This window comes from Pseudomonas sp. CFII64 (genome assembly GCF_000416235.1).
In the GTDB taxonomy this organism is placed as follows: Bacteria; Pseudomonadota; Gammaproteobacteria; order Pseudomonadales; family Pseudomonadaceae; genus Aquipseudomonas.
This window is the reverse complement of the sequence record NZ_ATLO01000051.1, coordinates 233,110-257,887: the sequence shown is the minus strand read 5'-3', so window position 1 is coordinate 257,887 and position 24,778 is coordinate 233,110. Positions and strand designations below refer to the sequence as shown.

Here is a 24,778-nt window from a genome sequence, read left to right as displayed (position 1 = left end):
CCCCGGTTCCTCAGAAATCCACCGTCGCCGAGAGTTGCAAGGTGCGCGGATAGCCTGGGGAGAACGCTCCATACGAAGCGACGCCCGACCAATACTCACGATCAAACACGTTCTGCACCGTGGCCCGGAACGTGGTGGGTCGACCTTCGATTTTGGTGGCATAACGCGCGCCTGCATCGAAGCGAGTCCAGGCGTCCAGCTCCTGGGTGTTGGCCTGATTGACATATTGGCTGGCGGTGTAGATCGCGCCGCTGGTGAGGGTAAAGCCTTCCAGCCATGGCGTATCCCATTCCGCCCAAAGATTGGCCTGGACGTCAGGCACACCCACGGGTTTGTTGCCCCGGTTCGCGGCGGTGGCAGAATCCGTCAGTTTGCCGTCGAGCAGGGTCACGCCACCCATCAAGCGCGTGCCTGGCGCAACTTCACCAAACATGCTCAGTTCCACGCCACGGTTGCGTTGTTCAGCCTGCACCGAGAAGACATTGCCAGCGCCGATTTCACCGCTGGGCTTCTCGATCTGGAACAGCGCCAGCGTGGTCATGAAGGTGCCGTGTTCATACTTGACGCCGACCTCGTGCTGCTTGGATTCATAAGGCGCGAAGGTCACGCCAGCGTTGGCCGCCGTGCCCGGCGCCACATCACCTTTACTCAAGCCCTCGACGTAGTTGTAGTAAAGCGACACGTCTTCCCAGGGCTTGACCACGACACCAACCAGCGGGGTGGTGGCGCTGTCTTTATAGCGGGAGCTGACCGAACCCGCCGCGTTGTAGTTGCGCGACTCGATGTCTTGCCGACGCACGCCCAGCGTCAATTGCACCCGGTCATCAAGCACTGACAAGGTGTCGGTCAACGCCACGCCGGACAACTCCGATTCAGAGATACGCAGTACTTTGGGCGCGCTGATGGATTGCTTGGGCACGTCCACCGGGTGGTACATGTTCGAGCGGATTTCCGTGCCGTTGGTGATACCCCGGGACAACTCATCCTGATAACGGGTCGCCATCAGCGTGGTGGTGTGGGTCACAGGGCCGGTGGCGAACACTCCGCGCATCCCCACATCGGCGGTCGAGCGATCAACGTTGAATTTGTAATACCCCGGAATGTTGCTGGTATCGCCCGCGCTGTTGAGAATTCTTGGCACCTGATCGGACTTGCGCTTGACGTCTGACCTGCCGCCACCGGCATGGGCAAATACCGTGACCGAGTCGGTCAGGTCATATTCGCCGCCCAGCAACGCCGACTGCTCTTTGGTGTCCGACCAACCCCAATCCTGGGACACGTTGGTACGGCCATTGGGGGCTGACGGAACATCCACGCCGGGCGCAATGGTGAATGGCCGCGAGGCGCCGTCAAAGCTTTCCTTCTGGCTGATGAAATCCAGGTTCAAACGCAACCGTTCACCTTGGTAATCGAGCGCGATAGCACCGATATTGAGCGCCCGCTCTTGATCATCAACGGCAGTGTCACCGCCCTGAAGACCGGCGTTGAAACGCACGCCGAAACGGTTTTCCGGACCAAATCGACGGCTGACATCCAGATGACCGCCCACCTCGGAGTCGGACGCGTAACTGCCGGTAAAACGGGTCAGGTCGACGTCCAGCGGACGCTTGGGAACGATATTGATCACCCCGCCGACACCGCTGTTTGGCGAAATGCCGTACATCAGGGCACCCGGCCCCTTGAGCACTTCGACGCGCTCAGCGTATTCAGTAAACACCCGGTAATTGGGCGCCACGCCATACACGCCGTCGTAGGCCAGTTCACCAATGTTGCCTTCGCCGATGGCAAAACCCCGGATGAAGAAAGAGTCGACAATGCCGCCAGTCTGACCGGTGGAGCGCACCGAAGGATCGCGTTGCAGGGCGTCAGCCACGGTCACCGTTTGCAGGTCGGCCATTGTCTTGGCGGTGTAACTGGTCACGCTGAACGGCGTGTCCATCACATCCTTGTTGCCCATCATGCCCAAGCGGGCGCCGCGAGCAACCTGACCGCCGGCGAGCACTGGGGGAAGCGCGCCAGGACTGCTGGAAGTGGCGGTAATTGTGGTCTCGTCGAGGGTGAGGCCCTGCGCATTGTTGTCAGTCAGCGAACCCGCCGAACTGCCCGGACTCTTCTTCCCGTCAGCCTCCTGCTCGGGGGCTGCAGCCCAGGCATGGGTGCTGGCTGCGGCCAGAACGAAACTCAGCGTGGCGGTACGAATCGCGAGTGAGAGCGCGCACTCACCGCAAGGGCGACTTGCAACAGACATGGCGTAAGGTTCCTTTTCGACAGAAGAAAATGGTAATCACTCCTATTGCCAGTCGACCTGCGGAAAAGTATCACCCTCCTGAGAATTTTTTTTGAACCTCGCAGCAACGTGCTTCCGGGCTTCGGCAAAACTCCAGCGTGCTGTTTTCCCGAGATGGTAAAGCGCGTAGTCTGCCGATCCGCGAATTTGGCGATAACCGAATCTGGCGTTTTATCACCGAGACTGACTTATGCCCCATGCAGGTGCCATCCAGGGTTCGAATGTGAGGATCCTGATTTATCTTCTGTTCACGATCCAGCTGATCTCCATGGGCGCGATGGAAATGAGCGGACCGTTCTGGCCGGTCCATCTGCGCGGGATGACGTCCTCGGAGTCGTTTTTCAGCTTCGCCAGCGTTGCCGTGTACGTCGGGCCAATGCTGGGCATCATGCTGACCAGTGCGTTCTGGGGCCGGATCGGTGATCGTTACGGGCACAAATTGATGATGATCCGCGCCCTGGCCGGGTTGTCCTTGACCCAGCTCGGGCTGGCGTTGTCCGGCGACATCTGGGTCATTCTGATCCTGCGTTTTCTGCAAGGCGCTTTCGCCGGTTACATCGCCCCGGCACAGGCTTACGGTGTCAGTATCGAAGCACCTGCGCGGCGGGCGCGGCTGTTTGCGATCCTGCAGATCTCGACCAATGTTGGCTCACTGCTCGGTGCGGTGCTCGGGGGGCTGATCCTCGATCATGCGACGTTTTTCTGGATCAATATCATCGCCTCAGTACTGTGCGCAATTTGCACTGTGGTGGCGGCCGTGACATTGCCGGATGTGCCGCCGATGAAGAAGACGAATCCGGGCATCGATACCTCAATCCGGGCTGGCGACAATGGCAGCATCTGGCAACGATCACCGTTGCTGCCTTTGCTGTGCGTCATGGGCATTTTGCTGTTGGCGCGGATGCTGCCGCAGACGTCATTCTCGCTGTACGTCAGCTCGGTCTTCGAGGTCAGCAACTCAGTGGTCGGCCTGTGCTACGGCTTGCTGGCACTGGGTTTCATTCTGTCGGCCACGGCATGGTCACGCTACTTCGAGCACCGTTCTCAACAGGACACCCTGCATCGCATCACCTACATCGTGCTGGGTTGTATCGCGTTGACCGCGATTGCGGGCGTCACTCGCAACGCCATTGTATTTGTCGTCGTGTACTTCATCTGGGGAGTACTGCTGGGGGCTACGACGCCGGTGCTGATGGCCCTGATTTCGAAAGCTGCCGACAGCTCGCGACAAGGTCACGTGCTGGGGATTGCCCAAGGCACCGCGCAATTCGCTTCGATCGCGGGTATTTCGGCGGGAGGCTTGCTCAGCCAGACCTACGGTTTGCAGTACACCTACCTGTTCGTTTGCCTGGCTTATGTGCTGGTGCTGATCCCGGTCATCGCGTTGCGTTACCGGCCTGAGAGCCAGCAAGCCGAGCACGCCCCGCCCGGGGATTGATCCCGCTTGCGTCACAGGCTCGTTGTCCATTAGCATTGGGAATACTTCTCAATTACAAAACCTGCTGCCATGAGCGAAACCCTGCCCACCAACAACGACAATCATCTGCGTGTGATCGAGGCGCTGTACGCCGGTCATCACGGCTGGTTGTACGCCACGCTGAAGAAAAAACTGGGCAACGCCATGGACGCGGCGGATCTGGCGCAAGACACTTTCACCCGCATACTCGCCTCCCAGGTCACCGCTATTGATCAGCCCCGGGCGTACCTGAGCTGCGTGGCCAAGGGCATTCTCATCAATTGGTATCAGCGCAAGGCCCTGGAACGCGCTTACCTGGAGGCGCTCACGTATTTGCCAGCCCCAGAAGTGCCTTCACCCGAATTGCGCTTCATGGTGCTGGAAACCCTGCACGAAATCGACGCCATGCTCGACACGCTGCCGCCGCTGGTCAAGCGCGCGTTCCTGTTGTCGCAGATCGGCGGCCTGAAATACGACGACATCGCCGAACAGCTGAATGTTTCCCTGATCACGGTCAAGCGCTACATGAAGCAGGCCTTCGTTCAGTGCCTGATGCTGGTGGAATGAATGCTCACTCGTCGCACTGAGCTGCCGCTCGATCCGAAAATCCTCGAAGAGGCCGCCGAGTGGCTGATGCGTTTGAGTGAACGCGACCTCAGCGCCACCGAACGCGACGAATGGGAGTGCTGGAAAGTCAGCAGCCCCGAGCGCAACCGCGCCTGGTCCCGTGCGCAGTTACTGCAAAGCAAGCTCGGCGGGCTGCCGCCCTCGCTGGCAATGTCGACGCTGGATCGCCCGAGCAGCCCTGAACGTCGCGCGCTCCTCGGCAAGCTGGCGATCCTGCTGGCGGTGGTCCCGGCCGGTTGGGGCAGCTGGAAACTCGCGCAATCGCAACAATGGTCGGCCGACTACCGCACCGCCGTTGGCCAACGCCGCGAATTGACCCTGGCCGACGGGTCCCACGTCACCCTCAATACCGATACCGCCATCGACGTACTGTTCGATACCCGGCAGCGCCTGATCAATGTGCGCGAAGGGGAAATTCTGGTGCAGACCGCGCCCGATACTTCCTCGCTGCCACGCCCCTTTCTGGTCAGTACACGTCAAGGCCACATGCAAGCATTGGGCACGCGATTCACCGTTCGCGAACTCGCGTCGCGCACCTATCTCGCGGTTCTCGACGGCGCCGTTCGGGTTGAATTGGCCGACAGTCGCCAGGTAGCGCCGCTCATGGTCAACGCCGGCCAGCGCACTGAGTTTTCAGCACAAAACTTCGGCCCGCTGAACCCGGCCGATCGTAACGTGGGCGCCTGGACACAAGGCATGCTGATGGCCGACAAGATGCGCCTGGCAGATTTCGTCGCCGAACTGTCCCGCTATCGCAAAGGTTTCGTACGTTGCGATCCGGCCATTGCCCAGCTGCGCATTTCCGGGGCCTTTCCCATCAGCGATACGCAGCGCACGCTGAATATGCTGGTGCAGACTTATCCCGTGCTCGTCACCGGCCATTTGGGCGGTTACTGGGTGACACTTTCTCCCGCTTGACCTTACGCAAAATAAATCCCGGTGCAGGTGATACTTTTTTTGATCTCGACTGGCAAAGAAAGGAATAACCACTTCATCTCGTCCATAGGTTCACCCATCCATGCCCGTCGCACGGCCCCTGCGCCCAGATCGTCCGCTCAAGCCCGTTATGCGCGGGGTGCTGCTCAGCCTTGTGCTGAGCGCGGCCAGCGGATCGTTCGCCTCGGCGGCCGTGCCGACGCAACTGGACACATTCGCAGCCCGTGCCTACAACATTGCTCCCGGCCCGCTCGGCGCAACGCTGTCGAGCTTTGCCGTTGATGCCGGCATTGCCCTGTCGTTTCAACCGGCAATCACCGAAGGGCTGCTCAGCCCCGGGCTTTCCGGCACTTACTCCACACAGGAAGCGCTGACCCGCTTGCTGGCCGACACGGGTGTGGAAATGGTTGCACGCAGTGACGGCAGCTACACATTGGTGCTCCGTCAGGTGGCCTTGCCGGAAATCACCGTCGATGGCGTCGGCCGACGCGGCAACGGCCTGCCTCCAGCCTATTCGGGCGGTCAGGTTGCACGCGGCGCACGCCTGGGCATGCTCGGCAACCAGGATGTGATGGATGCGCCCTTCAGCGTCAGCAGCTACACCTCAACGCTGATCAAGGATCAACAGGCGGTCACCGTAGGCGACGTGCTGGAGCGCGATTCTTCAGTGCGCTCCACCGGACAGGCCGGCGGGATCGTCGACTCGTTCTTCATCCGTGGCTTTCCGGTGGGGGAAGGCAATCTCGGCGAACTGGCGTTCGACGGCGTATACGGTGTGGCGTCCAATTACCGGGTGTTCACCGAATACGCCGAGCGTATCGAACTGGTCAAGGGTCCAGGCGCGCTACTTTATGGCATGTCACCCAACAGCGCGGTGGGCGGCGTGATCAACGTGGTTCCCAAGCGTTCCCTCGATGAAGACCTGACCCGATTCACTACCCGCTACGCCATGAACTCGCAACTCGGCGGCCACCTGGACCTCAGTCGGCGCTTTGGTGAGGAGCGCCGGTTTGGTGTGAGGATCAATGGCAGCGTCCAGCAAGGCGATACCGCAATCGATGCGCAATCCCGAGATATCGGTATCGGCGCTATCTCCCTGGATTATCAGGGTGATCGCCTGCGCACCACGCTGGATCTGATCAGCCAGAAAGAGCAGTTTGACGCAGCGTCCCGCCCGTTTCTGATCGCGTCCGGTGTGCCGATCCCATCGGCCGCCAACGGCCGTACCAACGTGTCCCAGGACTGGGGCCGATCCGAAACCCGGGACAAATCAGCGCTGCTCGGTGGCGAGTACGAGTTCAGCGATGCACTGAGCGTATTCGCCCACGCTGGCGGCGGCAAATCGGCGGTCGAGCGCATGTCCGATCAGACCCCGACCATCATCAACGCTGCCGGTGACACGTCTTCAATTCCCGGTTATTACAAATTCGACGTCCAGCGTTACACCGTTGATGCCGGTGTACGCGTGGGTTTCGACACCGGACCGGTCAGCCACAGCAGCGTCCTGCAAGTGACCCGTTATCGCGATGAGTTGTCCCGCGGCATCATTTCCGGCCCCGCCGTCCTCTCGAATATTTACCACCCGAGCGACCGCCTGGAACCCGCCATCGGCAAACCGGATACGCCGAAAGTTTCCGAGAGCGAACTGTCCGGCGTAGCCCTCGCCGACACGCTGTCGGTGCTCAACGAGCTTCTGCAAGTGACCGTCGGCGTGCGCAAGCAGAACATCAAATCGGACAACTACAACGCAGCCGGATCGATCACCACTTCCTACGACAAAAGCGATGTCACACCGCTGTTCGGTATCGTCGCCAAACCCTGGGAACATGTTTCGTTCTATTACAACTACATCGAAGGCATGAGCAAGGGCGACATTGCGCCGTCCGCCGCCACCAATGCGGGTGAAATTTTTGCGCCTTATATTTCTCGGCAGCAGGAAGTCGGGGTCAAGGTCGACTACCTCAGTTTCATGGCCACACTGGCCCTGTTTCAGATCAGGAAACCGAGTGGCGAGCTGTCGTCCGGGGCGTTCTCGATTCAAGGTCAGCAACGCAATCGCGGCATGGAGCTGAACCTGTCTGGCGAAATTGCCAGCGGTACGCGCCTGCTGGGTGGCGTGACATTACTCGACGGGGAATTGACCAGAACCAGCGTTGCCGCCAACCGTGGCAATAAACCGGTTGGCGTGCCGCAAGTTCAGGCCAATCTCTGGGCCGAGTGGGACGCCCCTGGTGTGGAGGGTCTGACGTTGACCAGCGGTGCGATCTATACCGGCAGCCAGTATGTGAACCAGGCCAATACCCAAGAATTGGAGGCCTGGACCCGCTTCGATGTCGGCGCGCGTTACGCCACCCGCATCGCCCAGCGACCGACTACCTTCCGCGCCACTGTGCAGAACGTGTTCGACCGCGAGTACTGGTCGGGCGTGGCTTCCTACGGCGCGTTCTCCCAAGGTTCGCCACGCACCCTGCTGCTGTCGGCCACCATTGATTTCTAAAACTTCCGGTCCGGGGCGGCGTTATGCGCCGGGGTCCGGCCTGGCTTCTGCAAAGGCATACACCATGGTTACCGTTTTTCGTCGCAGTCAAACGCTCGCTGCGCTGCTGTTCGCGGGATTGCTGGGCTTGTCGTTGCTTTCCGTGGCGCCGCGCAGTGCGCTTGCCGCCGCGCAGGATCCGGCGCTAAGCACAGTGACCGATCTGCTCGGGCGCAAGGTCAAGGTCCACCTTCCGGTCAGGCGCGTCATCCTCGGTGAGGGTCGCCAGTTGTATCTGGTCGCGGCGCTGGATACGGAAAACCCCATCGAGCGCATCGTCGGCTGGCGCAAGGACTTGATCCAGTCCGATCCAGACACCTACGGCGCCTACCTGCGCAAATTTCCCGCTATCGCCAAAATCCCGACCTTTGGCGGATTTGAAGACGGCACCTTCGACATTGAGCAGGCGATCTCCCAACGGCCGGACGTGATCATCCTCAATATCGAAGCCCGGCACGCCACGGAAGACGCGCGCTACATCGAGAAGCTGGACGCTTTGGGAATCCCGGTGGTTTACGTCGACTTTCGCAATAACCCGATGCAGAACACCGAGCCGACCATGCGTCTGTTCGGCCAGCTGTTCGGCAAGCAGGCGCGAGCCGAGGCGTTCATTGATTTTCGCAACCAGCAAATCCGGCGTGTTACCGATGTCATCGAAGCGCAGCGCCCTGCTCGCCCCAACGTGTTCATCGAGCGTATTGGCGGCTACACCGATGATTGCTGCCTGAGTTTCGGCAACGAGAATTTTGGCCTGTTCGTGGAAATGGCCGGTGGCAACAACATCGCCAAACACATCATTCCCACCACCTTCGGCCAGTTGAACCCCGAGCAAGTCATTGTCGCCAATCCTGACCACGTCGTTGTCACCAGCGCCAACTGGGAAGCCTTTGCGCCGGGTGGTCGCTGGATCGGTGTCGGCCCCGGCGCGGACATGACCCAAGCCAGACACAAACTGGCGTGGTACACCCAGCGGCCTGCTTATGCGGGCATCAAAGCTCAGGATAATCAGGCTTTTCATGCGATCTGGCATCAGTTCTATAACAGCCCGTATCAGTTCGTCGCCATCCAGCAATTGGCGAAATGGTTTCACCCGACGCTGTTTGCCGAGCTGGATCCGGATGCCGCATTTCGTGAATTGCATGAGCGGTTTCTACCTGTGCCCTACGAACCGGGCTACTTCGTCAGCCTGCCTGAACCGGAGCTCAAACCATGAGCGCATTGGACGGAGCATTGGTAGTTCAACGGGAAACCTATCGTCACCTGGTGCTGCGTAAACGTCTGATTCTGGGTGGGCTCGTGGTGCTGTTGCTAGGCAGTGTGCTGCTGGATCTGGCCCTTGGGCCGGCGAACTACAGCCTCACCGAAGTGTTGGGCGCCCTGTTTTCGCCGGACAGCGCTTCGGCGCAAGTCCGGGTGGTGATGTGGGACATCCGTCTGCCGGTAGCGCTGATGGCTGTGGCGGTTGGCGCGGCGTTGTCGCTGGCCGGCGCGCAGATGCAGACGATCCTCAATAATCCGCTGGCCAGCCCGTTCACCCTGGGCATCTCCGCTGCGGCCAGTTTCGGCGCGGCCATGGGCCTGGCGTTTGGCGTGGCACTGTTCCCGCTGGCGGCGCAGTACATGGTGCCGGTGAACGCCTTCATCATGGCCATGCTCTCGGCGTTGCTGATCCACTTCCTGAGCATGCGCCGAGGTGTCACCGCCGAAACCATCGTGCTGCTCGGCATTGCCCTGGTGTTCACCTTCAATGCGTTGCTGGCGCTGGTGCAGTTTTTTGCCACCGAGCAGGCCGTGGCGGCCGTGGTGTTCTGGACCATGGGCAGCCTGACCAAAGCCACCTGGCCCAAACTCGGGGTGATCTGCCTGGTGATTCTGATCACCGTGCCAATCTTCGCCAAGCGCGCCTGGGCCCTGACCGCCCTGCGCCTGGGCGATGACAAGGCCGCCAGCTTCGGCATCAACGTGCGCAGCCTGCGTTTTCAAACATTGATCATGGTCAGCCTGCTTGCCTCGTTCCCGGTGGCCTTCGTCGGCACCATCGGCTTTATCGGGCTGGTGGGCCCGCACATTGCGCGGATGCTGATCGGCGAAGACCAACGGTTCTTTCTGCCGGCGTCCTTGCTGACGGGCGCGTTGATCCTGTCCGCCAGTTCGGTGGTCAGCAAAACCCTGATCCCCGGGGCCATTTTCCCCATCGGCGTGGTCACCTCGCTGATTGGCGTGCCCTTTTTCATATCTCTGATTCTCGGCGGGAAGAAAAACTCATGGTGACCCTCCAGCTGGAGAACCTCGGCGCTCGCTACGGCCAGCGCACGGTCATTACCGGTGTCACCACCACGACTTTTTTCGGCGGTCAGGTGGTGGCGGTGGTCGGCCCCAACGCGGCGGGCAAGTCCACCTTGTTCAAACGGATGGCGGGATTGATCGAAGGCCCCGGACAGGTGGTTTTGCTGGATTCGAAAAAGGGGCTGGCGGGCATCAGTTATATGCCTCAGGGCCTGAATGCCAGCGCCCGCTTGACGGTCTACGAATCAGTGCTGCTGGCCCGCAAACAGCTGACTCCGGGCTGGGTCGTGCATGATGAAGAGCTGAAGCTGGTAGACGAAATTCTCGCCGCGCTGGGGATCACCGAACTGTCTTTCCGCAACCTGGGTGAGCTCAGCGGCGGGCAGCAACAGTTGGTTTCCATCGCGCAGACGCTGGTGCGCGAGCCGGAAATCCTGTTGATGGACGAACCCACCAGCGCCCTCGACATGCATCGGCAGGTTCAGGTGTTGAACTTCATGAGGGCCCTGGCCCGCAAGCGCCAGGTCATAGTCTTCATCGCTATCCATGACCTGAATCAGGCGCTGCGCTTTGCCGATCAGGTGCTGATCATTGCCGATGGCACCACTCAGGGCAGCGGCCCGAGCAACGAAGTGATTACCGAATCGATGCTTCGCGAGGTCTACAAGGTCGAGGCGCGGATAGAGCGCTGCAGCCGTGGCCAGCACCATATCCTTATTGACGATATCGTCTGATATCAACGTGCGGGACTTGGAAATTCAGCCGCTGCCCTTCACCCTCCGTGAAAGACAGCGTATGAAAATGGCTACCGTGCAGCGGCAATCATGGCTGAACTGCGGTTGCAGCTGCAGTCTGAGCGCCAAACATAGCGGCAAAGCGAGGCTTGTTGGCCGCGTAGTATTCTGCAACGACCTTGTCTGAAGAGCTGTCACGTGCGGCAGCCATCAGCGTCTCAAGATCAGCCTGGGGAATCTTGAAGTTGGCGAAGAACCGCGCGACGTCGGGGTGCTCGGCACTGAAGCCTTTGCGGGCAACCGCGTGGATTTGCTCGGCGCCACCGAAAACATGCTTCGGGTCATCCAGATAACGCAGCGGCCACTTGGAGAACATCCAGTGCGGGCTCCAGGCGTTGATCAACGACCATTTGTCACGTTTCAGATTACGATCCAGTTCGCTCAGCATCCCAGACTCTGAAGAGGCCACCATTTTATAGCCGTCGAGGTTGTAGTCCTTGATGGCCTTTTCCGTCAGCTTGTATTGGCCGTTACCCACTTCGGAAGTCAGGATCTTGCCACCGAGCTTTTCCCGCACCGCTGGCTTGTTGAGGTCTTCGATACTGGCAATTTCGCTGACAGGAATGGAAGTCGGCACTGCCATGCCGATCCGGCCTTCATACAGCACGCCGAGGTCTTCAAGCTTGTCGCGGTATTTGTCGTAGAACGCCTTATGGGTACTCGGCAACCAGACCATCGGGATCAGGTCGATATTGCCGTTGGCCACCGCCTGAAACTGAATACCAATGTCCGCCAGAACCAGTTTGACGGGTTGTTTGAGGTGATCTTCCAAAGCGGCATTGGCCAGTTTTACCGCGATTTCCGTGTCAGACCAGTTCACCCAACCAATACGGATAGGCGCCGGGTCGGCAGCCTGAGCAAGCAGGCTGCAAGAGGTCATGGCGAGGCCGGCGAACCAGCCAACAAGCGTTTTACTGGATAACGTAATCATGGTGCATCTCCGCGTACTGTATGAATAGTTATTGGCAGGGCAGCAGATGAATCAAGTTATCTCATGAGCGCAAAGTGACATCGCGATCACAAGGGGCATTCAGTTAAAACTGGATGAATTATTGTTATGCGAAAGCACTGTCCATTCCGGTGGTTCGTCCCTCCTTCGCTCGCAAGCGCGATCTGACGTTGCGTGTCTGACCGATGAGTGACGCGCGTTAATCCACGTCACATCGATCACCTCCCCTCACAACGCCTTTTTGCTCGAAAGAGCCAGATCAGCCCCTGTTTGCTGGATATTAAGCCTGGATTTTTGCTGACGCAAGCAAAATGTACATGTGTGTCTGACTCGTTGACACATACGTACATTCGACATACCGTTATGTCAAAACCAAGCCTGATGTTCTGTTCCAGGAGCGCACCACATGTCCAGCGATCCCTTGCTGCAACCCTATAAAATCAAAAACCTGACGCTCAGAAATCGCATCATGACCACCTCCCATGAACCGGCTTACCCGGTCGACGGCATGCCCAAAGAGCTTTATCGGGCTTATCACGTCGAGCGCGCCAAGGCGGGTGTGGCATTGACCATGACCGCCGGTTCCGCCGCGGTGTCACGCGACAGTCCGCCGGTGTTCAACAACATCCTGGCTTACAAGGACGAAGTGGTCGGCTGGCTGAAGGACCTGACGGACGAGTGCCACGAACACGGCGCGGCCGTGATGATTCAGCTGACTCACCTGGGTCGACGCACTCGCTGGGACAAAGCCGACTGGCTGCCGGTGGTTTCGCCGTCGCACCGCCGCGAAGCGTCCCACCGCTCCTTTCCCAAGAAGATGGAAGAGTGGGATATCGATCGGATCATCAAGGACTATGTCGATGCCGCCGAGCGCATGAAAGCTGCGGGTCTGGACGGTCTCGAGCTTCAGGCCTACGGGCATTTGATGGATCAGTTCTGGTCACCGCTGACCAACGACCTCGATGGCCCTTACGGCGGTTCCCTGGAAAATCGGATGCGCTTCACCTTCGACATCCTGCGCGGCATCCGCAAGCAATGCGGTGAGGATTTTCTGCTGGGGGTGCGTTACACCGGCGATGAAGATCTGGCTGGCGGCTTTGGGGTGCAGGAAGGCCTCGCTATTTCGCACATGCTCAAGGACAGCGGCCTGGTTGATTTTCTCAACGTGGTGCGCGGGCACATCGACACCGATGCCGGTTTGACCGATGTGATCCCCATTCAGGGCATGCGCAACTCTCCGCACCTGGATTTCGCCGGTGAAATTCGCGCGGCGACCGGGTTCCCGACGTTCCACGCGGCCAAGATTCCCGACGTCGCCACCGCTCGGCATGCCATCGCCTCCGGCAAAATCGACATGGTGGGCATGACCCGCGCGCACATGACCGATCCGCACATTGTGCGCAAGATCATCGAAAAGCGTGAAGAAGAGATCCGCCCTTGTGTCGGGGCAAACTATTGCCTGGATCGTATCTATCAAGGCGGCGCGGCGTATTGCATCCACAATGCGGCGACCGGCCGCGAAACCACCATGCCCCACGAAATCCCCAAAGCCCCGGCCAGACGCAAGGTGGTCGTGATCGGAACCGGCCCGGCGGGCCTGGAAGCAGCCCGGGTAGCCGGTGAACGCGGCCACGACGTCACGGTATTCGAAGCCGCTGACCAGCCTGGCGGGCAGATTCGCCTGACCTCTCTCAGCGAGCGGCGTCGCGAGATGATCAGCATCATCGATTGGCGCATGGCGCAATGCGAACGCCTCGGCGTGCGCTTCCACTTCAACACTTGGGCCGAAGCCGACACGGTGTTGGCTGAAGAGCCAGACGTAGTGATTGTCGCCACCGGCGGCATGCCGGACACCGAGGTGCTGAAACAGGGCAATGAACTGGTGGTGTCCACCTGGGACATCATTTCCGGCGACGTCAAACCCGGCAAGAATGTGCTGATCTTCGACGACGCTGGCGACCATGCGGCGCTGCAGGCTGCGGAAGTCATCGCCAACAGTGGCGCAACGCTGGAAATCGTCACACCTGATCGGTCGTTCGCACCGGAAGTCATGGCGATGAACCTGGTGCCGTACATGCGCAGCCTGCAAGACCTGGACGTGACGTTTACGGTGACCTATCGGGTCGAATCCGTGGAGAAACGGGACGGTAAATTGTTAGCCAGTTTTGGCAGCGATTATGGCCAGGTACACAAGCAGCGCGTGGTCGATCAGGTGGTGATCAACCACGGTACCCTTCCGCTGGACGATTTGTACTTCGATCTGCGCGCCCTTTCACGCAACGGCGGTGCCGTCGAGCAGCAGGATCTGATTGCCGGGAATGTTCAGAATATCGTGACCAACCCCGAAGGCCGCTTCCAGCTGTTCCGGATCGGCGATGCGGTCTCGGCGCGCAATACCCATGCCGCCATCTACGATGCTTTGCGACTGGTGAAAGACCTCTGACGGAATGCCCCTGACTTAACGGTCAGGGGCATTCTCCTGCTCAGGCCGGGTTGATCAGGATTGAAGCCCTTTGCGGGCCATCGCTGCCCCAGCTTGCAACGCCCCGCCGATCAGCGTTTCAAAACCACCAACAGTCATCGTTTGCAAAGCGGCGGCCGTCACACCTCGGTAAGCCACCAAGGCATCAATCATTTCCTGAGGATCACGACCGGTCAGCAGCTGGCTGCTATTGACCACGACATTTTTTGCCGCCAACTGCGCTATATCAGCGGGGATGCCGGCAGCCATAGCCTGGTTGCTCAGTGCCATCATCAGCAAAGCAGGAAAGGCAGGCCCCGTGCCGGAGAGCGCCGAAAGGTAATCAATGAAACCCTCCTCCTGAACCTCGGCCGCCGTGCCGACGCATTCGAACAGGCGCTGTACGAGGTTTTTCTTCGATGCTTCCATCGCCCCAAAACAACACCAGGGCGTAAAGGACTGCTCGATTTCCACCGCCGCATTGGGCATCGCCCGCACGACTGCCGAAGCCGATGTCTGCAAGGCAATAGTTTGCGCGGTAATTCCGGCCATCAAAGAGATGACCACTTTGCCCACTGCGTTGATATTCAGGTCGGCGAAATGTTCAGGGCGCACTGCAATGATCACCAGATCGCTGCGGTCCACCAGCTCCTGATTGTCGGTAACCAGACGGGCGCCCTGATGAGCCAACGGGTGAACACCTGATCGGTTCGAAATGACCAGCTTGCCAGCCGCAAACAGTCCCTTTGCGAGTACGGCCTTGGCGATTGATCCGCCCAGCCAGCCCGTTCCGCCGATGATGCCCAGCGTCTCATTGGTCATCGGCCGCCGCCTCTTCGAAAGTGTCTGTCAACGGCACGAAGATCCCGGGTTCCTTTTCGGCATAACCGAATTTGCCGAAGAATCGGTCCAGCTCGCGCTGCTTGGGTACCTTGCCGGTGAAAATGCTCACGTAATGAGGGATGCGCTGGAAGCGTACGGTAATCAGCTCATTGGTGTTCATGGTGATATAGCCGATTTGCGTCAGATAAATCGTGCGAGCCCGTGCGTCAGCGCCCTGGCTGTCGTAGCCGAAACGCTTGAACATGCTCGCCAATGCGTTCATGCGTTGCTCGTCGATGGTTGCGACTTCTGCGGCAACTTCATTTGATTGCAGCGCCCAGCTGCGCACCGCAAACTCGAATTGTGAATCGAATAGCTGTGGATTGAGCCAGCATTCGAAGACATTCAGGATTGCTTCGGAAATGCTTTCTGCATAGCTTTCGCACTGGCGGATCAGCCCACCGGTATTGGTATCGCGCCAGCGCGTCAGCAAGGCCGCCAACAATTGCTCGCGATCCTCAAAGAACCAATAGAAGCTGGTTCGTGACAAACCGAGACGCTTGGCCAGCGGCATGACCCGAACGGCATCGATGCCCGACTCTTTCAGCGCATCATAGGCGGCTTCAAGCCATCCCTCCGGCGACCCGCGCCACCCGGTATCCTGTGCCTTGCCACGTGCCTTCCCTAACTGGGACATGTGAGCAGCCTTATTCAAAAACGTGTAATTTAAATGTACTCCGATGACCTTTGAATGTACACCTGAGTACATTTGATTGACTTCCCCTAGCCTCGCCGCCTTGAGACCAAGCATGATGAAAATCCAGCCGTTGCCGCCTCTCAATAGCCTGGTAGCTTTCGAAGCAGCCGCGCGCCATTTGAGCTTCACCGGCGCCGCGAAGGAACTGAACGTCACACAAGGCGCAATCAGTCGGCAGATACGGCTGCTGGAGGACTACCTTGGGGAAAGCCTGTTCGAACGCAACACTCGAGAAGTCAGCCTGAGTCCGGTTGGTAACCGCTATTACAAGACTGTCGATCCCATGCTGCGCGAGGTTGCCAAGGCCACCGAAGAGATCCGCCGCTGGCAAAGTCGCCGGCAAATCACGGTCATGACCAGCTCGGCCATGGCCTCATTCTGGCTGCTGCCAAAAGTCGGCGACTTTCAACGCCTCAACGAGGATATCGACCTTCGGATCGTTGCCTATGACCGGGCCAAGGATTACTCGCGCCTCGATTGCGACCTTGCCCTGTATTACTGCCGCACCCCACCCGCGCGCATGATCGTGACGCCACTGTTTTCAGAGGAAGTCTTTCCGGTTTGCAGCAAAGACTATCTGGAACGCAATCCGCATATCCGCGACATCGATCAGTTCGGGGCGGCAACCTGGTTATGGATGGACGACTCCCAAAGCGACTGGATCGGTTGGCCAGAATGGTTTGACCGGCTGGGCTACCAGGCTCGCGCACCTCGTCATCGAGTGAACATCAACAACTATTCGATGCTGATTCAATCCGCGCTGACCGGCCAGGGTATCGCGTTGGCCTGGTCGCATCTGCTTGGCAACCATTTGGAGACTGGTAACCTGGTCAAGCCCGTCGTTGATGTGCTGCAGACCGACGCGCAGTTCTGCCTTCTGGAGCGTGCCGATCGTAGCGGCAACCAACATGTCGTGGGCAGATTTCGAGAATGGCTGATGCAACAAGCCGGGGTCATTAATGATAAAAACTCATGAGCCAGTGACATAAAATCGTTTGTCAGCAATGCGCGGATATATAAATATCGCCAACAGGCAGAGACTCCAGATAAAACAACAACGAGCCGCCAAGATGAGCCATGAAACAACCCCTTTCGAAATACCTCGCGATCCGGCCATAGAATACCGGGGCGACTGTCTTTATCAAACCTTCAAGCTGCTGTTTATCCACCGCGCAAACGTTGATTAGTGCTATCGCAACGTTATCGCGGGCCCGTTTAAAAAGACAGCAGCATTATTCATGACTGCCATTTAGATACTCATATCGCGTCCATGAGGTTAATAATGACAACTATTGCCGTGAAGTCCCAACGAGAACTTGTTGCCGCACGCCCACCGGGACATGGTATGCAGGGCGCGTTATTTGGTCGCTCGGATATCTTCGAAACGGACGTCGATATCTTTTTCACTAAACACTGGATTCTGGTTGGCGTCACGGCTGACATTCCCGAGCCTGGGGATGTTTCGACCGTGGACATTGGCAAGTCTTCGATCATCCTCGTACGCGACGACGATGAGCAGGTACAGGCTTTTCGCAATGTCTGCCGCCACCGGGGCGCGCGGTTGAAGTCGGCAGGCAAATCGACCGTGGGCATGCTGGTGTGCCCTTATCACCAATGGACCTACGATCTCGATGGCAGCCTCAAACACGCTGCTCACATGGGCAAGGATTTCGATCCGACCTGTAAGAGTTTGATGCCGGTGCATACCAAAGTGGTCGGCACACATGTATTCGTTTGTCTGGGTGAACATCCGCCGGAAGATATCGCCCATCTGGAACAAACAATGGTTCCTCGATTCGCTCCGTACAACATGACGCATTCAAAGATTGCCCATGAAGCGGAAATCATCGAAAACGGCAACTGGAAACTGGTTATCGAAAACAATCGCGAGTGCTATCACTGTTCCGCAACACATCCGGAACTTACGGCGTCTTTCCTGCCGGAAGATTTCGGTTTCTGCACCGATGGGCTTAGCGAAGAATCACTCCAGGCACTGGATGAATATTACGAACGCAACAGTGCTGCAAAACGTAATTGGGAAAATGATGGCTTTGTCTGCGATGCGGTTGAGCACCTGGACGTAGACGCAGTAACTCAATTTCGCACGCAGCGGCTGGCTATCGCCGGCAATGGCGAGTCGCAAACCCTGGATACACGGGTGGCATGCACACGCCTTTTTGGTGACCTTGTCCGCCGGGATCTGGGCGACGTGCATCTGTGGACCCATAACTCGTGGACGCATGTGATGAGTGATCACGCGGTTATTTCGTACATCATTCCCCTTGCGCCGGACAAGACTCTGGTGCGGACCAAATGGCTGGTGAATGCAGACGCCAGAGAGGGTATGGATTACGAGTTGGACAAGCTGATCGAGGTGTGGAAAGCGACCAATCAGCAGGACGCCGACCTTGTGGCGATCACTCACAGCGGTACGCAGGATCCCGGCTACACACCCGGACCCTTCTCGACATTCACCGAATCCTACGTTGATCAGTTTTCTCGCTGGTACGCCGCAAGGCTTGCCGCACATGGCGTGTAAGGAATGACCATGACCCTCTTTGCCAAACCGCCGCCCCTCGCGAGTAGCAGATCCGCACAGGCACTCTTCACCGATCCTGATACCTGGAGCGCTTATGGCGCCCAGTGGAACAGCGGCGAACAAAAGTCGCTGCAATGCTGCGCTGTCCACGACAAAACCCACGACGTAAAAACTTTCATCTTTCGCTGTGCGGATTTCAGTGCGCTAAGTTTTGAGCCGGGGCAGTTCATCACGGTATCGCCGGTGATCTCGGGGCAAAGCGTATCGCGCTGTTACACGGTGTCATCCTCACCTACGCGCCCGTTCGCGTTTTCGATCACGGTCAAGCGCGTTCCCGGCGGCATGGTCTCAAACTGGCTGCACGACAATTTGCGCGCTGGCGATACGCTGCTCGCTTCCGGCCCGGCTGGCAGCTTCACGCCGGTCGGCCGTCCAGCGGCGAAGCTGCTTTATCTGTCGGCGGGTTCCGGCGTAACGCCGCTGATGTCCATGACTCGGGCGAGTTTCGATCTGGCGGCCGGCCTGGACATCGTCTTCGTGCACAGCGCGCGGACGCCAATCGATATTATTTTCCATGACGAACTCAGCCGGATGCAGGCCCGCATGCCTGGCTTGCGCCTCCTGAATATCTGCGAAGGACGCGGCGCCGATCCGGATTGGGCCGGCCCGATTGGCCGCCTGGATCTGGCTCTGCTCAGCGAACGGGTGCCGGATTTCAAGGAGCGAGAAGTCTTCACCTGCGGACCGCAAGGCTACATGAATGCGATCAAATCGCTGCTCGAACAGGGCGGCTTTGATTTCCAGCATTACCATCAGGAAAGTTTCGATATCGCGGTGCTCAACAAAGAGCCGCTTATCGAGCAGGCGAGCGTCCTTGATCAACAGGAAGGTCTGTTTACCGTCACGCTGTCCCGTTCAGGTAAAACCTTCAGCATGTCGAGCAACCAGACGGTGCTTACGGCGGCCAAAAAAGCCGGAGCGATCGTCCCCTCCTCCTGTAGCCAAGGCGTGTGTGGCACTTGCAAGACGGCAATCCTGCAAGGCACGGTGGAAATGAATCACAACGGCGGTATCCGCCAGCGTGAAATTGACAAGGGGCTGCGGCTGCTCTGTTGCAGCAAACCGACGTCGGATCTGGTTCTCGATTTGTGAGCCTGGCGCCGTCCGAGAACGGCACCCCGCCAACCCATCAGAGACGAAACCGATCAACCGATTGCGAGAGCTTGCCCGCCAGCGCGGACAGTTCATCGGTGGTCGCCGCCGTCTGGCCAATGACCCGGCTGTTGTCTTCGGACATATTGGCAATCATTTCCACTTGATGGGCGATTTCATTGCTGGCCAGGCTTTGCTCGCCGATGGTTCGGGTGATGTCATTGACCAGCTGAGTCGTCTTCAGAGTGGCGTCGAGGATTTCGCGGATGGCGCGCTCGACATCGGCGGTCACGGCCATGCCTTTGTCGACCTGCGCAACGCTCGTTTCCATGTTGGTGACAGCCTCTCGGGTACTTTGCTGGATGCGCGAAACCATGCTGGCGATTTCCTGAGTGGAGGCGCTGGTTCTTCCAGCCAGGCTGCGCACCTCGTCGGCAACCACCGCAAAACCACGCCCTTGCTCACCGGCGCGAGCGGCCTCGATGGCCGCGTTCAGCGCGAGAAGGTTGGTTTGGTCAGCAATGCCCTTGATTACCTGAATGATGCTGAAAATCCCCTCGGACTCCTTGTCCAGGGTGCGGATCACCTGTGAGGATTGCTGCGTGGAGCGAGCAATACCGTCCATGTCGTTGACCACCTGATGGATCACCCGGCCGCCATTCTTGGCCAGTTCCTCGGCCTGGTTGGCCATCGTCAATGCCCGCTCGGCGTGCTGGGTGATCTCCTCAATGCTGGCGGTCATTTCGCTGGCTGCAGCGGCCATGGTGCTGGCCGCCACGCTCTGCTGTTGGCTGCTGCCGGTCACCTGATGGCAACCACTGCTCAATTGCTGGCTCATGCCACTCACGCCCTGGGCATTGCTGCGAACCACTTCGATCATGCCGCGCAGATCACGCTGCATGGTCGCCAGACTGCGAATCAGCATGCTGGCTTCGTCCCGTTGTACCGGCTCGACGATAGATTCGCTCAGATTGCCATGGGCAATGCTGTCGGCAATCCGGCTGGCCGATTGCAGCGGGCCCATGATGCTGCGAATCACCCAGCGCCCCTGAATCAACAGCAACAGCAGGCTGGCGAGCAACACGCCACCGAGGGTCATGTTGGCATTACTGATGGTTTGCTGGGTGCCTTCGCCGGTCAGCTTAGTGTCGGTTTCGATCAACTCACTGAGGGCGGCCAACTCGTCTTCCAGTTGACTGAAAGCTTTATTGAACGTGGCAAGTTCCAGCTGCGCAGCGTTCGGATCATTGAGCGCCAGCCCGACGATGCGCTCGCCGGCACTGATGTAGGTGTCGAGGCTTGGCTGTATTTTGCTCAAGGCTGACTTGATGGTGTCGTTGACCGGCAGCTTGAGGTTGTCACCGAGCATCTGACGAAAGTGTTCCGCGTGCTCCGCAATGGAGCTACGCACCTCATCCTTGGTGCTGGTGCTTTTCCCCAGCCCCACCAGCATCGCCGAGAACACATCGCCGCGCAGCGCATCGTGCATCATGTCCGCTTCGAGGTGATTGCGCAGCGCGGTCATACTGACTTCATTGTCATTGACTGCATCACGCATCTGGAGGTTGCCCAGATAACTGACCAGACTGACGATCACGGCGGTAAGCAAGCTGGTGCCAATCAGCAAAATCAAGCGTAATTTTATCGACATCCGGTGATTTCCCTTTGACCTGTGCGTCGTCAGCTGGGCGAAAACCAGCCACGGATTGCTGTGCTCGAAGGGGTTATCGACTGTTGCAAGCCGTTACTTGAGTGCGATAAATGCCGTAAAGATTTTTATGACGTGCGGTACAGCCGCTCTGTCGACGGCAAGGTATCCAGTTCGCCGAAGAACGCGGTTATTCCAGACATTGCCGTCGCTTGGACCTCCCCATCGAATCATGCGATTCGATGGTAAGCAGGTATTAGCGGCCAGTCAGAAACGCCGGGCGCTGATCAACTCATCGAGCACCCGCGTGGGCACACGAAACGGCACCGACATGTGATCCTCGCCCGGTTCGATCTGGAAGTCGCTGCGCAGCCCATATTGCGACAAATCCTGAAGCCGCTCTTGCAAGGCGCGGGCATCCTGGATGGCCTGGACCAGGTCGCGCTCGCCCATCAATAGCGTCAGGCTGCTGTGAGTCAGGTTCAACTGCCCGGCATACGCGCGTTTGTTGAATGCACGCTCGGGCTCCAGCAGGTAACGATCCTGCCACCACAGACTCGGGCTCACCGCGACCACATGCTGGAACAAGGTCGGCCGGGTGAACAGCGTATAGACACCGAACATGCCACCAAAGGAATGTCCCACCAGACTGCGCTGATCCTGATCGACCTTGAAATGCTCGGCCACCTTCGGCATCAGGCGCTTTTCAATGAAGTCCAGGAACAGATCTTGCCCACCTTGCGGCGGGTCGTTACGCGCAGGTGGCGCAGGCGGTGACAAGTCGAACGCCCGACGCACGAAGTCCAGCGGCGTGTCGCTCGGGTAACCGATTGCCACCAGAATCGAACCCCGCAGTCGTTTCTGCGCGCGTTTGGCCGCATGGAAGGCCGGGAAATAGGCGTTGCCGTCAAGCAGGTAGATCACCGGATAACCGCCGGTGTAAGGCACATCACCCTCAGGCAGGCTGATCATGATGCGATATTCACGACCCTGCGCGCTTTGCATCGTCCACTGCTCGGTACCGTCCAGGGTCACCGGTTCTGCGTGGGCGACCGACGCGCCAAGCAGCATGGCGCCCAACCACATGAATAAAGTGCGAATCATCGTCTCTCTCCTTACCAGCGATAGCTCAAGCTGGTGACGACACTGCGCGCCTCACCCCGGTAGCAATAGCCTTCCTGGCAATTGATGTAGCGTTTGTCGGACAGGTTGCGACCATTCAGAGCCAGACGTACACCGTCCATTGCGCCACCAAAGTCGTAATGCACGCCGGCATCGATCAGGGTGTAGTCCTCGTTCTTCACCGTATTGGCGGCATTGCCGTAGTTACTGCCGGTGTAGCGCGCGCCGCCGGACAGCCCAAGGCCCATGGGCAGGCGGTAATTGAGCCAGAGCGAGGCCAGATGACGCGGCACGTTCATCGGTGCCTTACCTTCATTGCCGTCGTTGCTGCGGGTGACTTCAGGATCGTTGAAGCTGTAGCTGGCTGTCATGCGCAGGCGATCACTCAGATCGGAAACCGCCTCCAGCTCCAGGCCACGGGATACCTGTTCGCCGGTTTGTATGCTGTTGAGGGGATTGGCCAGATCACGAGTACGCACATTGGTTTGCGTCAGGTGATAGAGCGAACCGGTCAGCATCGTGCTGGTGCCCGGCGGCTGATACTTGAGGCCCACTTCGTACTGCTCGCCCTTGGTCGGTTTGTAGGGTTCGCCACTGGAGTTGATCCCACTTTCGGGCCGGAACGATGTCGCATAGCTGACGTAAGGCGCCAGGCCATTGTCGAACAGGTAAAGCACGCCGACCTGGCCAGTGGTCGCTGAATCACTGGTGTTGCTGTTGTCGCCACTCAGGTGGTTGGAGCGACGTACCTTGACCCAGTCACGGCGCAGCCCGGCCGACAGGCGCCATTGGTTGAGTTCGATCTGATCCTGCAAATACAGGCCGCTACGATGCTCCAGCCCGTCTTCATCAGCCAGGGAAGTCGTGGGCCGATCAACCGGCTGGTGATAGTTCGGCGCGTAACGATCGATGGAGGGCGCGTCGCCCATGGCATACAACAGCGATGTGTCGATCCACGCATAGTCCATGCCGGTGACCAGCGTGTGTTGCAGATTTCCGGTGGCGAAGCGGCTCACCAGACGGGTATCGGTGGACAGCGATGACATGTCTTCGTAGACCCCAATCGCCGAGCGGTTGAGGGTATGGCCATCGCCGGCATCGCTGGGCTGCAGGTACTGGTTGGTGGTATCCACCTGACCGTAACGCAGGTTCTGCTGCACGCTGAAGGTATCGTTGAACGCATGTTCGAACTCATAACCCAGCGTCCACTGGCGTTGTTCGAGCTTGTCGAAGTACTCGTCGCCCTGCCAGAAATTGGAGAGATGATCGCCGTCCTGATACAGCATCGGCGAAGCAGCAGTCTCACGTTCCTGATACTGCGCCAGCACGGTCAGGCGGGTGTCGGGGTCGATCTGCCAGCTCAGCGAAGGCGCCAGCAGACGGGTGTCGTTGTTCAGCTGTTCGATATAGTTCTCTGCATCGCGATATACGCCAACCGTCCGGAACAACACATCCCCGGCTTCATCAAGACGCCCGCCCACATCGAACTGCGCCTGTTGGTGGTTGTAGTTGCCGGACTGCACCTGCACTTCATTTTTCGCCAGCAGGCTCGGACGCTTGCTAACCCGATTGACCATGCCTCCGGGGCTGATCTGCCCGTAGAGCACCGAGGCTGGCCCCTTGAGCACTTCAATGCGCTCCAGGTTGTAGGCCTCGGTGGAGTACAAGGACAGCCAGCCACTGCCCGGCTGGCGCAGGCCATCGAGAAAGTCGGCGCCGATGGTGGTTTCGAAACCCCGGATGCTGATCATGTCGAAGCGCGGGTCCAGCCCGGAGCTGCCGACCCGCACGCCCGCGCTGTACGCCACGGCATCTTCGACCCGGTCGACCTTGCGATCAGCGATCTGCTCGGCCGTGACCACACTGATGCTCTGCGCGGTTTCCAGGATCGGCTTGTCGCTCTTGGTGGCGCTGCTGGCATTGCTGGCGAAATAACCCTCGACTGGCGCGAACGCACTCTGCACCGTTGCGGCATCGATGTTGGTGGGCTCAAGTTGCAAGCTGGCGTCGGTCTTGCCCGGCAGCACCACATAGCCGGACGAGGTTTTTTGCGCGACCAGGCCGCTCCCGGCAAGCAGCTTCGCCAGCCCCTCGTCCAGCGAAACGCCGCCCGACAGGCCAGGACTGCTCAAACCGCGCACCGTTTCCGGGGAGTAGGACAAGGTAATACCGGCGCGCTCGGCGAAGGTGCTGAGCGCTTGCTGCAACGACCCGGCAGGAATGCTCGGAGCCGTTGCCTGCCCGGTGTTCGACGATGCCGCTTGAACCGGCAGGCTCGCCGCGCCCCCGAGCAAGGCCAACGCCAGGCAAACGGCCCTTGGCAGAGAACGGGATGGGAACGGGGCGATGGCACGCAGAGGCAGTCTGGCAAGGAACATGACGGTATCCATTCAGGAAGTGATCATC

Annotated in this window: 18 protein-coding genes and 1 pseudogene; 11 read left to right on the top strand and 8 right to left on the bottom strand. The window is 59.0% G+C overall.

From position 1 onward, the window contains the following. Window positions 1–10 precede the first annotated feature (10 nt). A complete protein-coding gene (locus CFII64_RS26720) occupies window positions 11–2,248 on the bottom strand; it encodes a TonB-dependent siderophore receptor (protein WP_020293995.1) in 2,238 nt (745 codons plus the stop codon). A gap of 229 nt (window positions 2,249–2,477) precedes the next feature. On the opposite strand from CFII64_RS26720, the gene CFII64_RS26715 reads away from it, so the two are divergent. The 7 genes from CFII64_RS26715 (at window position 2,478) to CFII64_RS26685 (ending at window position 10,862) form a co-directional block, all read left to right on the top strand. Beyond that, entirely contained in the window at window positions 2,478–3,725 is a 1,248-nt protein-coding gene (locus tag CFII64_RS26715; protein ID WP_020293994.1) for an MFS transporter, read from the top strand. A gap of 69 nt (window positions 3,726–3,794) precedes the next feature. After that, window positions 3,795–4,310, top strand: coding sequence for a sigma-70 family RNA polymerase sigma factor (locus tag CFII64_RS26710; protein ID WP_020293993.1), 516 nt, complete (start codon window positions 3,795–3,797; stop codon window positions 4,308–4,310). Further along, the gene (locus tag CFII64_RS26705; protein ID WP_020293992.1) at window positions 4,311–5,288 is read left to right on the top strand and encodes a FecR domain-containing protein; all 978 of its coding nucleotides are present in this window, start codon (window positions 4,311–4,313) and stop codon (window positions 5,286–5,288) included. Window positions 5,289–5,388: 100 nt separating this feature from the next. Next, on the top strand, window positions 5,389–7,803 hold the full coding sequence (locus CFII64_RS26700; RefSeq protein WP_044901713.1) for a TonB-dependent receptor: 2,415 nt from the start codon (window positions 5,389–5,391) through the stop codon (window positions 7,801–7,803). Between the two features lie 64 nt (window positions 7,804–7,867). Next, window positions 7,868–9,055, top strand: a complete 1,188-nt coding sequence (locus CFII64_RS26695; RefSeq protein ID WP_020293990.1) for an ABC transporter substrate-binding protein — start codon at window positions 7,868–7,870, stop codon at window positions 9,053–9,055. After that, window positions 9,052–10,113 carry an iron ABC transporter permease gene (locus CFII64_RS26690; protein ID WP_020293989.1) on the top strand — a complete coding sequence of 354 codons (1,062 nt, stop codon included), beginning with the start codon at window positions 9,052–9,054 and terminating at the stop codon, window positions 10,111–10,113. Before CFII64_RS26695 ends, CFII64_RS26690 begins: the two co-directional genes overlap by 4 nt. Further along, entirely contained in the window at window positions 10,107–10,862 is a 756-nt protein-coding gene (locus tag CFII64_RS26685) for an ABC transporter ATP-binding protein (protein ID WP_020293988.1), read from the top strand. Before CFII64_RS26690 ends, CFII64_RS26685 begins: the two co-directional genes overlap by 7 nt. An 88-nt stretch (window positions 10,863–10,950) precedes the next feature. Here the strand turns inward: CFII64_RS26685 and CFII64_RS26680 are convergent, their stop codons facing one another. After that, window positions 10,951–11,853, bottom strand: coding sequence for a glycine betaine ABC transporter substrate-binding protein (locus tag CFII64_RS26680; RefSeq protein WP_020293987.1), 903 nt, complete (start codon window positions 11,851–11,853; stop codon window positions 10,951–10,953). Window positions 11,854–12,277: 424 nt separating this feature from the next. On the opposite strand from CFII64_RS26680, the gene CFII64_RS26675 reads away from it, so the two are divergent. Next, window positions 12,278–14,314 (top strand): NADH:flavin oxidoreductase, encoded by a 2,037-nt coding sequence (locus CFII64_RS26675; protein WP_020293986.1) that lies wholly within the window; start codon window positions 12,278–12,280, stop codon window positions 14,312–14,314. A gap of 54 nt (window positions 14,315–14,368) precedes the next feature. Here CFII64_RS26675 and CFII64_RS26670 read toward each other — a convergent pair whose 3' ends face one another. Further along, window positions 14,369–15,154, bottom strand: a complete 786-nt coding sequence (locus CFII64_RS26670) for a pyrroline-5-carboxylate reductase (protein WP_020293985.1) — start codon at window positions 15,152–15,154, stop codon at window positions 14,369–14,371. Next, window positions 15,144–15,851, bottom strand: coding sequence for a TetR/AcrR family transcriptional regulator (locus tag CFII64_RS26665; protein ID WP_020293984.1), 708 nt, complete (start codon window positions 15,849–15,851; stop codon window positions 15,144–15,146). Before CFII64_RS26665 ends, CFII64_RS26670 begins: the two co-directional genes overlap by 11 nt. A 115-nt stretch (window positions 15,852–15,966) precedes the next feature. On the opposite strand from CFII64_RS26665, the gene CFII64_RS26660 reads away from it, so the two are divergent. The 3 genes from CFII64_RS26660 to CFII64_RS26645 all read left to right on the top strand — a co-directional run bounded on the left by CFII64_RS26660 (window position 15,967) and on the right by CFII64_RS26645 (window position 19,602). Then, window positions 15,967–16,887 (top strand): LysR substrate-binding domain-containing protein, encoded by a 921-nt coding sequence (locus tag CFII64_RS26660; RefSeq protein WP_044901737.1) that lies wholly within the window; start codon window positions 15,967–15,969, stop codon window positions 16,885–16,887. A gap of 306 nt (window positions 16,888–17,193) precedes the next feature. Next, a complete protein-coding gene (locus CFII64_RS26650; protein ID WP_044901711.1) occupies window positions 17,194–18,450 on the top strand; it encodes an SRPBCC family protein in 1,257 nt (418 codons plus the stop codon). A 9-nt stretch (window positions 18,451–18,459) separates the two neighbouring features. Next, window positions 18,460–19,602 carry a hybrid-cluster NAD(P)-dependent oxidoreductase gene (locus tag CFII64_RS26645; protein ID WP_020293981.1) on the top strand — a complete coding sequence of 381 codons (1,143 nt, stop codon included), beginning with the start codon at window positions 18,460–18,462 and terminating at the stop codon, window positions 19,600–19,602. Window positions 19,603–19,639: 37 nt separating this feature from the next. Here the strand turns inward: CFII64_RS26645 and CFII64_RS30650 are convergent, their stop codons facing one another. From CFII64_RS30650 to CFII64_RS26630, 4 genes and pseudogenes are all read right to left on the bottom strand, one after another. Beyond that, window positions 19,640–20,365 (bottom strand): methyl-accepting chemotaxis protein, encoded by a 726-nt coding sequence (locus tag CFII64_RS30650; RefSeq protein ID WP_371106475.1) that lies wholly within the window; start codon window positions 20,363–20,365, stop codon window positions 19,640–19,642. A gap of 132 nt (window positions 20,366–20,497) precedes the next feature. Then, window positions 20,498–21,253 (bottom strand): annotated as a pseudogene (locus CFII64_RS30645) (MCP four helix bundle domain-containing protein); the annotation flags it as partial. A gap of 264 nt (window positions 21,254–21,517) precedes the next feature. Then, on the bottom strand, window positions 21,518–22,354 hold the full coding sequence (locus CFII64_RS26635) for an alpha/beta hydrolase (RefSeq protein WP_020293979.1): 837 nt from the start codon (window positions 22,352–22,354) through the stop codon (window positions 21,518–21,520). Between the two features lie 11 nt (window positions 22,355–22,365). Next, the gene (locus CFII64_RS26630; RefSeq protein WP_156883275.1) at window positions 22,366–24,750 is read right to left on the bottom strand and encodes a TonB-dependent siderophore receptor; all 2,385 of its coding nucleotides are present in this window, start codon (window positions 24,748–24,750) and stop codon (window positions 22,366–22,368) included. Window positions 24,751–24,778: the final 28 nt, after the last annotated feature.

Bases quoted from the DNA above. Each gene is read 5' to 3' on its own strand.
- CFII64_RS26720 (WP_020293995.1), bottom strand. From the start codon at position 2,248: ATGTCTGTTGCAAGTCGCCCTTGCGGTGAGTGCGCGCTCTCACTCGCG.
- CFII64_RS26715 (WP_020293994.1), top strand. From the start codon at position 2,478: ATGCCCCATGCAGGTGCCATCCAGGGTTCGAATGTGAGGATCCTGATT.
- CFII64_RS26710 (WP_020293993.1), top strand. From the start codon at position 3,795: ATGAGCGAAACCCTGCCCACCAACAACGACAATCATCTGCGTGTGATC.
- CFII64_RS26705 (WP_020293992.1), top strand. From the start codon at position 4,311: ATGCTCACTCGTCGCACTGAGCTGCCGCTCGATCCGAAAATCCTCGAA.
- CFII64_RS26700 (WP_044901713.1), top strand. From the start codon at position 5,389: ATGCCCGTCGCACGGCCCCTGCGCCCAGATCGTCCGCTCAAGCCCGTT.
- CFII64_RS26695 (WP_020293990.1), top strand. From the start codon at position 7,868: ATGGTTACCGTTTTTCGTCGCAGTCAAACGCTCGCTGCGCTGCTGTTC.
- CFII64_RS26690 (WP_020293989.1), top strand. From the start codon at position 9,052: ATGAGCGCATTGGACGGAGCATTGGTAGTTCAACGGGAAACCTATCGT.
- CFII64_RS26685 (WP_020293988.1), top strand. From the start codon at position 10,107: ATGGTGACCCTCCAGCTGGAGAACCTCGGCGCTCGCTACGGCCAGCGC.
- CFII64_RS26680 (WP_020293987.1), bottom strand. From the start codon at position 11,853: ATGATTACGTTATCCAGTAAAACGCTTGTTGGCTGGTTCGCCGGCCTC.
- CFII64_RS26675 (WP_020293986.1), top strand. From the start codon at position 12,278: ATGTCCAGCGATCCCTTGCTGCAACCCTATAAAATCAAAAACCTGACG.
- CFII64_RS26670 (WP_020293985.1), bottom strand. From the start codon at position 15,154: ATGACCAATGAGACGCTGGGCATCATCGGCGGAACGGGCTGGCTGGGC.
- CFII64_RS26665 (WP_020293984.1), bottom strand. From the start codon at position 15,851: ATGTCCCAGTTAGGGAAGGCACGTGGCAAGGCACAGGATACCGGGTGG.
- CFII64_RS26660 (WP_044901737.1), top strand. From the start codon at position 15,967: ATGAAAATCCAGCCGTTGCCGCCTCTCAATAGCCTGGTAGCTTTCGAA.
- CFII64_RS26650 (WP_044901711.1), top strand. From the start codon at position 17,194: ATGACAACTATTGCCGTGAAGTCCCAACGAGAACTTGTTGCCGCACGC.
- CFII64_RS26645 (WP_020293981.1), top strand. From the start codon at position 18,460: ATGACCCTCTTTGCCAAACCGCCGCCCCTCGCGAGTAGCAGATCCGCA.
- CFII64_RS30650 (WP_371106475.1), bottom strand. From the start codon at position 20,365: ATGGCCGCTGCAGCCAGCGAAATGACCGCCAGCATTGAGGAGATCACC.
- CFII64_RS26635 (WP_020293979.1), bottom strand. From the start codon at position 22,354: ATGATTCGCACTTTATTCATGTGGTTGGGCGCCATGCTGCTTGGCGCG.
- CFII64_RS26630 (WP_156883275.1), bottom strand. From the start codon at position 24,750: ATGTTCCTTGCCAGACTGCCTCTGCGTGCCATCGCCCCGTTCCCATCC.